We start from the raw sequence: 11,835 nt of genomic DNA on the forward strand, positions 1-11,835 counted from the left end.
GTGGAGGCATCTTCACCAAGGCTGCCGACGTCGGCGCCGACCTGGTCGGCAAGGTTGAGGCCGGGATCCCCGAGGATGACCCCCGCAACGCCGCCACCATCGCGGACAACGTCGGTGACAACGTCGGCGACTGCGCCGGCATGGCCGCGGACCTCTTCGAGTCCTACGCCGTCACCCTCGTGGCCGCCCTCATCCTGGGCACCGCGGCGCTCGGCTCGCACGGTGGCCTCACCTTCCCGCTGATCATCCCGGCGATCGGTGTCCTCACCGCCATCATGGGTATCTTCATCACCCGCGGTCGCCAGGGCGAGAATGCGCTGACGACCATCAACCGCAGCTTCTACATCTCCGCCGGCGTCGCCGCGGTCGCCTCCGTGATCGCCGCGCTGGTCTTCCTGCCCCACGACTCCTCCGAGCTGGGTGGCCTGAGCACCGCGGGCGTCTTCTCCGGCGGCGCTGCCGCCGCGGTGGACGTGAACCCTGCGCTGGGCTCCGCTGCGGCTGTCGTCATCGGCATCATCCTGGCCGCCTTCATCCTGTGGCTGACCGGCTACTTCACCGGCACCGAGAGCAAGCCGACCAACGACGTGGCCCGCACCTCGCTGACCGGCGCGGCCACCGTCGTGCTCGCCGGCATCGGCGTCGGTCTGGAGTCCGCGGTCTACACCGCGGTCACCATCGCCATGGCGATCTTCGCGCTGGCCTCGCTCGGCGGCGGGTCCTTGATCCTGTCGCTGTTCTATGTCGCGCTGGCCGGTTGTGGTCTGCTCACGACGGTCGGTGTCATCGTCGCGATGGACACCTTCGGCCCCGTCTCCGACAACGCCCAGGGCATCGCGGAGATGTCTGGTGACGTGGACGGCGACGCCGCCCAGATCCTCACCGAGCTCGACGCTGTCGGCAACACCACCAAGGCGATCACCAAGGGCATCGCGATCGCCACCGCGGTGCTCGCCGCGACCGCTCTCTTCGGCTCCTATTTGGACGCCATCATCACCTCCATCGACGAGATGGTCGACGTCGACACCGGCGTCATCTGGGACTCCTTCCTCGTCTTCGACCCCAGCGCCCTCGTCGGCATGCTGATCGGTGGCGCGGTGGTCTTCCTCTTCTCCGGTCTCGCCATCAACGCGGTGACCCGCGCGGCCGGCGCCATCGTCTTTGAGGTGCGTCGCCAGTTCCGCGAGAAGCCCGGGATCATGGACTACACCGAGAAGCCCGACTACGCCCGCGTGGTCGACATCTGCACGCGCGACTCGCTGCGCGAGCTGGCCACCCCCGGCCTGCTGGCGGTCTTCGCCCCGATCGCGGTCGGCTTCGGCCTCGGCGTCGGCGCGCTCGCCGGCTTCCTGGCCGGTGCGATCGTCACCGGTGTGCTGATGGCGGTCTTCCTGGCCAACTCCGGTGGTGCCTGGGACAACGCCAAGAAGATCGTCGAGGACGGCAACTACGGCGGCAAGGGCTCGTCCGCGCACGAGGCCACCGTCATCGGTGACACCGTCGGTGACCCGTTCAAGGACACCGCCGGCCCGGCCATCAACCCGCTGCTCAAGGTGATGAACCTCGTCGCCCTGCTCATCGCGCCGGCCATCGTGACCCTGACCTACGGCGACGCCAACAGCCTCATCCGCTGGGGCATCGCACTGGGCGCGCTGGTGGTCATCGTCGTGGCGGTCGTCGTGTCCAAGCGGCGCAGCATCTCCATCGGCGACGCGCCGGAGGTCACCGCAGGATCTCTTTCCGAGCGCTGACCGAAGCACCTTCGCCCAGCGGGGCGGCATCCCACCAGGGGTGCCGCCCCGCTTGCGTGGCAGGGCGTGGCGATCCGTTCGCCCCACCTCCGGCTCCCTCGTTTGCTCAGGTATGGCGTGGCACGGCACCCTGGGTGCGTGCCAGATCAGCCCACGCCGGCCCAGTCCACCAGCCCCCTCGATGCCACGCTGATCGCTGGCCTGCGCCAGGACCTCGTGCAGGCCCCCTACACGGTCGAGCGGATCGAGGAGGTCCTTGGCGTCCGGGCCCACGCGGCCCTCCACCGGGACCAGCCGCTGCTGGCAGAGCAGGTCACCAGGGCGAGCAACGACCCGGTCGCGACCCTGGTGCGTTGTTTTGTGCTCGGCCTGCCGGTCACCGAGGCCAAGCTCGCCGCAGCGACTCCACGCACCGGGCTTCGGGGGCTCGCCGACCTAGCCCTGATCACCGGCGCGAGCACCGGTGACGACAGCGACCACCCGACCGAGAGCCAGCGCAAGGCCACCTGCGACCTGCGTCCCTACGGCGATGAACGTCATACCTGGTGGATCGCCTCCGACCTTTCGGCCAGCGCCATCGGTGGGCCCCTCCCGACCAGCCACGTGCTGGGGGTCGGTGGTGCGTCGACGACCCTCGCGTCCTGGACGCCGCGCATCAACGTCGACCGCGCCCTCGACCTCGGCACGGGATGCGGGGTGCAGGCGCTCCACCTCGCCGGACATTGCGCATCCCCGGTCGTGGTCACCGACCTGTCCGAGCGGGCGCTGGCCTACGCCCGGTTCACCGCGGCCCTCAACGAGGTCGACCTGGAGTTCCGGACGGGCAGCCTCCTCGAGCCGGTCGCCGGAGAGGAGTTCGACCTCATCGTGAGCAACCCACCGTTCGTCATCACGCCGCGAGGGGGCGACCTACCGCTCTACGAATACCGCGACGGCGGTGCGACAGGGGATGCGCTGGTCGCCGACCTGGTGCACGAGATCGGGGTGCACCTGCGACCCGGTGGCATCGCGCAGCTGCTAGGCAACTGGGAGCTGGGATCGGGGGAGGACTGGCGCGAGCGGCTCAGCGGCTGGTTGGAGGGGACCGGCCTGGACGCCTGGGTGGTGCAGCGCGAGGAGCAAGACGTCGCGGAGTATGCCGAGACGTGGGCGCGCGACGGGGGGCAGCAGGCGGAGACGGCAGACTTTAGGCGCCTCTATGCCGCCTGGCTGGCAGACTTTGACGCCCGTGGCATCGAGCGGGTCGGGTTCGGGATCGTGACGCTGCAGAGGCCGACCGCGGACCGCATGCCGTGGCTCGACCTGACCGAGGCGAGCTCTGGCCCAGTCGCGAGCCCGATGGGCCCGAGCGTCCTCGCGGGCCTGCGGGCACGCACCTGGCTGGCGGAGCACACGGACGACGAGCTGCTCGACGTGCGCTGGCAGGTCGAGCAGGACGTCACCGAGGAGCGCATCGGCCGTCCGGGCGCGCTCGACCCACAGGTGATCCAGGTGCGCCAGGGTGGAGGTCTGCGTCGGGTCGTGCGGCTCGACACGTTGGCGGCTGGGTTCGTCGGGGCGTGTGACGGCGACCTCACCGCGCGGCAGCTGTGCGCCGGATTGGCGGTGCTGACCCAGACAACTCCCGAAACGGTGCAGGCGCAGGTGCTTGCCGTGGTGCGTGACCTGGCCAAGGACGGCCTGCTGCGCGCAGCGGCGCCAAGCCCCGCAGACTGAGCGTCCGCTGAAGCCGCGCAGCCTGTGCATTCTGCTAGGGATCAGCCGTAGCTGTAGCCGCCGGTCCTGGACAGGGTGAACTTCTTGCCGAGCGTGCTGCTGCTGCACGTGATGCTGTCCTGCGCCGCCGAGCAGGACACCGGACCGACGCTCACGCTGGAGCCATAGGGCAGCACGGCGACCGTAGACTTGCCAATCTTGGTGGTCACGCCGTCGACCTCCTTGACCCACCAGCCACCCTGACCGACGGTGGCCTGACGCACGAGCGAGGAGTCCAGGCAGGTCCAGGCGCCGCGATCCTGGTTGAGCATGATCGCATTGGCCTCCTGGGCCGTGCAGGCGCCGATCCCGTCCACCACCAGGTGCTCGGGCTGAGGGGCGGAGCCGAGGTCGAGGATCTCGCAGACCGCGGTGCGCTCGTTGAGGGTGCAGACCACATTGCCGGTGGGCAGCGCGAAGGCCGCACGGTCGCCGTTGATGATGATCGAGGTGTCGCCTGAGGCGGACCGCTCACCTGGCACGGCGGGGATCTTGGCCGGCGTGGTCGGCGGGCCGGTCGGCGCGGCGGTGGCGCCAGAGTCGTCCGCCGTGCCGTCCGTGACGGCGGTAGTCAACGGACTGCTGGTGGTCGGACGCTCGGCCGTGTCATCGCCGCTGCAGCCGCTGAGGACCAGCCCCGCGGCCAGCACCAGAGCGGCCGACGGAAGGATCTGCCTGTGCCACGTCATACCTGCTGTGCTCCTCACCGTCATGGGACGCCAGCGTAGTCGTATCGGGCTGATGGGCTACCGTGACGCCCGAGGTCCCGTGTCGGAGTCGCGACGAATCCGCGGCACACGGACGCCGAGAAGGAGTGTGCCGTGAGCCGTGGGCGCAAACTGGTCATCGTCGAGTCGCCGGGCAAGGTCAAGACCCTGGCGGAATATCTGGGGGACGACTACACCGTCGATGCGAGCGTGGGTCACATCCGGGACCTGCCCAATCCCTCCGAGCTGCCGGCGGAGATGAAGAAGGGCCCCTTCGGCAAGTTCGCCATCAATGTCGACGACGGCTTCGAGCCTTACTACGTCGTCGACGCTGACAAGAAGAAGAAGGTCACCGAGCTCAAGCGGGCTCTGAAGAACGCCGACGAGCTCATCCTCGCCACGGATGGGGACCGTGAGGGAGAGGCGATCGCCTGGCACCTGCTGCAGGTCCTCAAGCCCACCGTGCCGGTCAAGCGGATGATCTTCCACGAGATCACGCGGGAGGCGATCCAGGCGGCTGTCCACAACACCCGCGACCTGGACACCGACCTCGTCGACGCCCAGGAGACCCGGCGCATCCTCGACCGGCTCTATGGCTATGAGGTGTCCCCGGTGCTGTGGCGCAAGGTCAAGCAGGGCCTGTCCGCGGGACGGGTGCAGTCCGTCGCGACCCGGATGATCGTGGAGCGGGAGCGCGAACGGATGGCGTTCCGCACGGCGTCCTACTGGGATGTCGAGGGTGACTTCGCCCCGGCCGGCGCGGGCACGTCAGCAAGCAACGCCTTCACCGCGCGGCTCTCCTCACTGGACGGTGCGCGGGTGGCCACCGGACGTGACTTCGCCGACGACGGGACGCTGAAGACGAAGGGCACCGTCCAGCTGGACGGCGTCGGCGCCCAGGCAGTCGCCGACGGCGCCCGGCAGGCGCCGGTGGTCGTCAGCGACGTCATCGAGAAGCCCTACACGCGTCGACCTTCCGCGCCTTTCATCACCTCGACGCTGCAGCAGGAGGCTTCTCGCAAGCTGCGGCTCAACGCCCAGTCCACGATGCGGACGGCGCAGCGGCTCTATGAGGGTGGCTATATCACCTATATGCGGACCGACTCGACCACCTTGTCCTCCTCCGCGCTCAGCGCCGCTCGCAGCCAGGCGCGCGACATGTATGGCGCCGACTACGTGCCGGAGCGTCCGCGTGTCTACGGCAAGGCCAAGGGCGCACAGGAGGCGCACGAGGCGATCCGCCCGGCCGGTGATCAGTTCCGCACGCCGGCGCAGGTGGCCGGGGAGCTGCGCGGTCAGGAGTATGCCCTCTACGAGCTGATCTGGAAGCGCACCGTCGCTTCTCAGATGGCCGACGCGAAGGGCTCGACCGCGACCGTCAAGCTGACTGCCTCCCTCCCGGACGGCACCAAGGGTGGCGACGGCACGACATACCAGAAGGCGGAGTTCAGCGCCTCCGGCACGGTCATCACCTTCCGCGGCTTCTTGGCCGCCTACGAGGAAGGGCGGGACGAGTCTCGCTATCGTGAGCAGGACGAGGACAGCATGGGCAAGAGGTTGCCCCGACTGACCAAGGGCGTCGCCCTGGAGACTTTGCGTGCCGAGGCGCAGGGCCACCAGACCACCCCTCCAGCCCGCTATACGGAGGCAACCCTGGTCAAGGCCTTGGAGGAGAAGGGGATCGGACGGCCCTCGACCTACGCGGCGACCGTCACCACGATCCAGGACCGCGGCTACGTCCGCAGCCGCGGATCAGCGCTCATCCCCACGTGGCTCGCGTTTGCCGTCACCCAGCTCCTCGAGCGGCATTTTCCCTCACTGGTCGACTACGACTTCACCGCCACCATGGAAGACGACCTCGACCGCATCGCGAACGGCTCGGAGCAGCGCGTCGCGTGGCTGCAGCGCTTCTACTTCGGGGACGAGGCGAAGTCGATCGATGGTCTGAAAGAACTTGTCGGCGACCTCGGTGACATCGACGCCCGGGCGGTGTCGACCATCCCGATCGGCGAGGGCGTCGTCGTCCGCGTCGGTCGCTACGGACCGTATGTCGAAATCGAGGGGGAGGAGGACGAAGGCGCCAAGGCCCGCCGCGCCACCCTCACCGACGACATTGCTCCCGACGAGATGACGCCGGAGAAGGCGCGTGAACTGCTCGACGTGGCGGCCGAAGACGGTCGGATCCTGGGGCAGGACCCCGAGACGGGTCACGACATCATCGCGCGAGCGGGCCGCTACGGGCCCTATGTCAGCGAGGTTCTGCCCGAGCCGGAAGAGGCGCCGAAGCGGGGGGCCAAGAAGCCCAAGCCGCGCACCGGGTCGCTGCTGAAGACCATGGACCTGGCCACCATCGACCTTGAGACGGCGCTCCTGCTGCTGTCGCTGCCCAGGGTCGTCGGCGCTGACCCGGAGTCAGGGGAGGAGATCACTGCGCAGAACGGCCGCTACGGTCCCTACCTGAAGAAGGGCACCGACTCGCGCTCCCTGGAGACGGAGTCGCAGATTTTCGACGTCACGCTGGAGCAGGCGCTCGCCATCTACTCCCAGCCCAAGTACGGCGGCCGCGCGGCGGCCAAGCCACCGTTGGCCGAGCTGGGGGCAGACCCGGTGTCCGGCAAGCCGGTCGTGGTCAAGGACGGCCGCTTCGGTCCGTACGTCACCGACGGCGAGACCAACGCAACTCTGCGCAAGGATGACGAACCCGAGTCGCTCACGCCCGAGCGTGGCTTCGAGCTGCTCGCGGAAAAGCGGGCCAAGGGTCCGACGACCCGCAAGCGTGCGGCGAAGAAAACTACGGCCCGCAAAACAACGGCCAAGAAGACGACCGCCAAAAAAGCGACCACCCGCAAGACGGCAGCCAAGAAGACGACGGGCTCCTAGCCGAGCTGCCGGACCGCCCCGAGCTCGGTCAGACCGAGACGGCGTGGGCGGGTAGGTCGGCGGACTCTGCGTCTTGCCTGCCGGCGGCTGCGTCTTGCTTGCCGGCGGCCGGGACCTGCTTGCCCACGTGGTCGGAGCCCAAGGCCTGCTCGAGGTCGGCAATGAGGTCTGCAGCGCCCTCCAGGCCGATGGAGAGGCGCAGGACACCCTGGCCCGGCTTGGCCTCTGCACTCACCGGACGGTGCGTCAGGGCGGCCGGGTGCTGGATGAGCGAGTCGACCCCGCCCAGGGACACCGCGTGGGTGAACAGTCGGACCGAGGTCGCCACCTGCGAGGCGCGCTCGTAGGAGCCCAGGTCTATGGCCAGCACCGCGCCCGGTCCCTGCATCTGGGTGCCGACCAGGCCAAGAGGGTCACCGCCCTCGACGCCGGGGTAGTAGACGCGTTCGACGTCGGTGTGCTGGGCCAGCCAGGTGGCGATGACCTGGGCGGAGTCCTGCTGGGCGCGGACGCGCACGGGCAGCGTCTGCAGCCCACGGTGGGCCAGGTAGGCCGACAACGGATGCATATTGCCGCCGGTGATGGCCCGGATCGGGCGAATGCGCACGGCGAGGTCCTCGGAAGTGGCGACGACGCCACCGAGCACGTCCCCGTGGCCGGCCATGAATTTGGTGACCGAGTGGAGCACGATGCTCACACCCAGCTCGATCGGACGCTGGAGCACGGGGGTGGCGAAGGTGTTGTCCACCACGACCGGCACGTCGCCGGCCTGGGCGACGAGGGCGCGGAGGTCGATGAGGTCAAGCGTCGGGTTGGCCGGGGTCTCGGCGATAACGAGCCCAGTGTCCGCCTCGATCGCGGACGCCACCCCGTCCGCGGTCGTATACGTCACGCGGGTGCCGAGCAGCCCCGTGGCCAGGATGTGGTCGCTGCCGCCGTACAGCGGACGTACGGCGACCACGTGCGGCTTACCGGCAGCCACGGCCGACAGCAGCGTCGCCGAGAGCGCGGCCATGCCGGACGCGAAGGCCACCGCAGCCTGCGCGCCCTCCAGCGCGGCCACCGCCTCCTCGAACCGTGCGACGGTGGGGTTCCACAGTCGCTGGTAGACGGCGGAGTGGCCCTCCTGGAGCGGGTGGCCGTTAGCCATATTCTCGTAGGAGTCGCCGCCAGCCTCGATGTCGGGCAGCGGATAGGTGCTCGACAGGTCAATCGGGGGCACGTGCACCCCCAGCCCGGACAAGTCGGTGCGTCCCGCGTGGACAGCGCGGCTGTCAAAGCCCATCATCAGTTCGGCATCCATGCTCCTATCATGGAGATGTTTCGTGAAAAGAGCAAGACTGACGAAGCATCATCGGAAAGCCATCGCAGAAACCATTGATAATTTGGCAACACCGCGTCATGGCGTCGACCTGGTGGAGGAGATACGGCATACCCTCTCCCTGTGCCGAAGAATCCACGTGTCCATAAGCCCCTCGACGCCACCGACCTCGCTCTCGTACGCCTTCTGGAGCAGGACGGTCGGATGTCCAACGCGCACCTGGCCCGCGAGGTAGGAATTGCCGAGTCGACCTGTCTAGTCCGGGTCCGCGGCCTGCGGGATCGGGGCGTGATCCGGGGCATCCACGCCGATATCGACCCGATGGCGGTCGGACGGCCGGTCGAGGCGATGATCGCAGTCCGTTTCGGGGGTCACCGCCGCAGCCACTTTGAGCAGTTCACCAAGGAGGTCCCGTCGCTGCCCGGAGTGCTCGGCGCCTACCACGTCTCCGGTGCGATCGACTATTACGTGCACGTTGCCTGTCCCTCCGCTGACGAGCTGCGCGACTTTGTGCTGGACCACCTGACTAACCGGCCCGGTGTCCTGCACGCCGAGACCTCGCTCATCTTCGACGCGCAGCGGGGGCGCGGCACGATGACCAGACCGGAGGATCTACCAGGCACTCCGGCTTGACCCTCACGCCTCGTGAGGCACCACGCTGAAGGGCATGACCACGATGACGGACCAGTTCCAGACAGTCGGCCAGGTTGCTGAGGCGGTCGGCGTGACGGTGCGCACCCTGCACCACTACGACGACATCGGCCTAGTCACGCCGTCCGAACGCAGCTTCTCCGGCTACCGGCTCTACACGCGGGCCGACCTGGAGCGGTTGCAACACGTCGTCGTCTACCGACGGCTCGGCTTCGGGCTCGAGGAGATCGCGACGTTGCTTGACGGCGGCGGCGAGGTCGACCTCCTCACCCACCTGCGGCGTCAACGGGAGACGGTCAGGACCAAGGTCGCCGGGCTCGAGCAGCTCGTGGCGGCCATCGACCGAGCCTTGGAGGCAGAGATGAACGGATATCAGATCAGCAAGGACGAGCAGCGCGAGATCTTCGGCAACAGCTACGACTCCAACTTCGAGGACTATGAGGCCGAGGCCAAGGAACGCTGGGGTGACACCGACGCCTGGAAGGAGTCTTCGCGCCGCACCAAGGGCTACACCAAGGCGCAGTGGCAGCAGGTCAAGGACGAGGGCGATGCCCTCAACCAGCGCTACGTCGAGCTGATGCAGACGGGGGTGCCGGCTGACTCGATCGAGGCGAGGGAGGTGGCCGAGGAGGCTCGTCAGCAGATCTGCCGCTGGTTCTACGACTGCTCGCTACAGATGCATGCTGGCATCGCGCAGATGTATGTCGACGACCCGCGGTTCAGGCAGACCTACGAGGACATCGCGCCCGGCCTGGCGACCTACGTGCGGGACGCCGTCGTCGCTCACGCCTCACGTGGCTGACCACCTGGACAGAGGAGCGAGGACGCCGGCAGCGTGAGATCAGCCCTTCACGGCCCCTGCCATCAGGCCACCGACGAAGTATCGCCCTAGGAGGATATAGACCAGCAACGTCGGCAGGCTGGCGATGAGGGCCCCGGCCATGGACACTCCGTAGTTCGACAGCATCGCGCCGTTGGCCAGGTTGTTCAGAGCGATGGTGACCGGCCCGTTGCTGGCGGTCGAGAAGAACACGGCAAACAGGAAATCGTTCCAGGCGGACGTGAACTGCCACAGGAGCACCACCACGAAGCTGGGGATGGAGATGGGCAGCACCACGGAGAAGAAGGTCCGTAGCAGCCCCGCACCGTCGACTCGAGCGGACTCGATGAGCTCCATCGGGACCGTCTCGTAGTAGTTGCGGAAAATGAGCGTGCAGATGGGGATGCCGTAGATGACGTGCAACAGGATGAGGGAGGGTATGCCGTTAGGCACGTTCAGGTCGATCATCAGCTGCACCAGCGGGATCATCACCGCTTGGTAGGGGATAAACATCCCGAAAAGGATCAGCGTAAAGATCAGGTTGGCGTGCGGGAAGTTCCAGCGCGAGAGGACGAAGCCGTTCATCGAACCAAGCAGCGCGGACACGACGGCGGCGGGAATGACCATGGCGAAGGTGCGCAGGAGAGAAGGTGACAGGGCCGCCCACGCCTCGGTCCAGTTCGCCAGCGTCCAAGTCTCCGGGAAGAACCACGTGCGGGTCGGCGAAGCGTCGCCCATGCCCTTGAAACTGGTCACGAACAAGACGTAGACGGGGATGAGGACGATCAGCAGGGACAGGATGAGGATGGCGTAGCGGAGGGCTCTCCACCCCCCGCGCTGGCGGCGGCGCACCGCTCGGGGCGCTTCGAGGACCGTGCCGGCGCGGGGCTCGGCGGTGACGTCAGTCATGACCCCTCCTTGCGGGACCGGGCGTCATACCAGAGGTATGGCACCACGGCGACCGCCACGAGGGCGAGCAGGATGATCCCTACGGCGGCCGAATTGGCGTAGTCGTAGACGGTCGCGTAGTTGTACATGTCGATGGCTGGCACCTTGGTCGAGTAGGTCGACTGGTTGGCGATCGACATGATGAGGTCGAAGGACTTCAGCGACATGTGCCCGATGATGACGAGTGCGGAGAGCGCGACGGGTGAGAGTTGCGGGAAGATCACGAACCGGTAAAGCTGCAGCTCGGTGGCGCCGTCCACGCGCCCCGCCTCCCGGAGTTCTTCGGGGATTCCGCGGAACCCGGCGAGAAACAGGGCCATGACGTAGCCCGACAGCTGCCAGACGGCCGGTAGGGCGATGGCGAGGATCCCGTAGCTGGGGTGGGTCCACCATTGGTTCTGTAGAAAGTCCAGGCCCAGCATCTGGAAGAGCCTGTTCAGGCCCGAGGCGCGCTCGCCCTCGTTGGAGTTGAGCAACCACTTCCACACCACTCCGGAGGCGACGAAGCTGACCGCCATCGGGAAGAGGTAGACCGACCGGAAGATCCCCTCGCCGGCCATCGGCCGTTCCATGACCCATGCCCAGGAGAAGCCGATGAGCAGGGTGCCCAGCAGGAACACAGCCGTGAACACGAAGAAGTTGCGCAAGGAGTGCTGGAAGGACTCGCTGGCCAGCAGCTCGGCGTAGTTCTCGAACCCCACGAGGTTGACGTCGGCGCGGCCAGTGGCCTGGGCAGCCGTGTGCTTGTCGGTGACCGATTCTCTAAAACTGATGGCGATGAAGCCATAGACGAAGACTGCCATGAGCAGCAGCGACGGGCTGATGAGAAGGAGCCCAGGGCCCCAGTTCTTGATCTTGGAGCCCATGGGCCCACCTCCACGTGAAGATCTACAAGCGACGGACCGAGCGGGTCGCGCCCGCCTTCCCGGGCGGGCGCTAGCACCTCACCCGCCCGGGTCGTGAGAGACAGCAAGCCGGTCAACGGTTTCCTGTCGGTTGGGC

The 11,835-nt window shown here is 67.7% G+C and carries 9 protein-coding genes; 5 read left to right on the plus strand and 4 right to left on the minus strand.

Annotated elements, in window-relative coordinates; translation table 11 throughout:
• Both Q4P07_RS09965 and Q4P07_RS09970 read left to right on the plus strand, forming a co-directional pair.
• Positions 1-1,751 (plus strand): sodium-translocating pyrophosphatase (locus Q4P07_RS09965; RefSeq protein ID WP_303374763.1); only part of this gene is annotated, 1,751 nt, incomplete at its 5' end.
• Positions 1,752-1,889: 138 nt separating this feature from the next.
• Positions 1,890-3,467, plus strand: a complete 1,578-nt coding sequence (locus Q4P07_RS09970) for a class I SAM-dependent methyltransferase (RefSeq protein WP_303374764.1) — start codon at positions 1,890-1,892, stop codon at positions 3,465-3,467.
• 41 nt (positions 3,468-3,508) lie between these two features.
• Here the strand turns inward: Q4P07_RS09970 and Q4P07_RS09975 are convergent, their stop codons facing one another.
• Entirely contained in the window at positions 3,509-4,195 is a 687-nt protein-coding gene (locus Q4P07_RS09975) for a hypothetical protein (RefSeq protein ID WP_303374765.1), read from the minus strand.
• A gap of 132 nt (positions 4,196-4,327) precedes the next feature.
• Between Q4P07_RS09975 and topA the strand changes: the two genes are divergently transcribed.
• On the plus strand, positions 4,328-7,093 hold the full coding sequence (gene topA / locus Q4P07_RS09980) for a type I DNA topoisomerase (RefSeq protein ID WP_303374766.1): 2,766 nt from the start codon (positions 4,328-4,330) through the stop codon (positions 7,091-7,093).
• 28 nt (positions 7,094-7,121) lie between these two features.
• On the opposite strand, the gene Q4P07_RS09985 is transcribed toward topA, so the two are convergent.
• The gene (locus Q4P07_RS09985; RefSeq protein ID WP_303374767.1) at positions 7,122-8,396 is read right to left on the minus strand and encodes a PLP-dependent aspartate aminotransferase family protein; all 1,275 of its coding nucleotides are present in this window, start codon (positions 8,394-8,396) and stop codon (positions 7,122-7,124) included.
• A 141-nt stretch (positions 8,397-8,537) separates the two neighbouring features.
• On the opposite strand from Q4P07_RS09985, the gene Q4P07_RS09990 reads away from it, so the two are divergent.
• Both Q4P07_RS09990 and Q4P07_RS09995 read left to right on the plus strand, forming a co-directional pair.
• On the plus strand, positions 8,538-9,047 hold the full coding sequence (locus Q4P07_RS09990) for an Lrp/AsnC family transcriptional regulator (RefSeq protein ID WP_303374768.1): 510 nt from the start codon (positions 8,538-8,540) through the stop codon (positions 9,045-9,047).
• A 34-nt stretch (positions 9,048-9,081) separates the two neighbouring features.
• A complete protein-coding gene (locus tag Q4P07_RS09995; RefSeq protein WP_303374769.1) occupies positions 9,082-9,867 on the plus strand; it encodes a MerR family transcriptional regulator in 786 nt (261 codons plus the stop codon).
• Between the two features lie 39 nt (positions 9,868-9,906).
• Here Q4P07_RS09995 and Q4P07_RS10000 read toward each other — a convergent pair whose 3' ends face one another.
• Together Q4P07_RS10000 and Q4P07_RS10005 are read right to left on the minus strand one after the other, a co-directional pair.
• Complete coding sequence (locus Q4P07_RS10000) at positions 9,907-10,794, minus strand: carbohydrate ABC transporter permease (RefSeq protein WP_303374770.1); 888 nt, start codon at positions 10,792-10,794, stop codon at positions 9,907-9,909.
• Positions 10,791-11,699 carry a carbohydrate ABC transporter permease gene (locus Q4P07_RS10005; RefSeq protein WP_303374771.1) on the minus strand — a complete coding sequence of 303 codons (909 nt, stop codon included), beginning with the start codon at positions 11,697-11,699 and terminating at the stop codon, positions 10,791-10,793. The genes Q4P07_RS10000 and Q4P07_RS10005 overlap by 4 nt, the downstream gene beginning before the upstream one ends.
• Between the last annotated feature and the right edge of the window lie 136 nt (positions 11,700-11,835).

Origin of the sequence: Ornithinimicrobium sp. (genome assembly GCF_030537745.1) — a bacterium.
Classification (GTDB): domain Bacteria; phylum Actinomycetota; class Actinomycetes; order Actinomycetales; family Dermatophilaceae; genus Ornithinicoccus.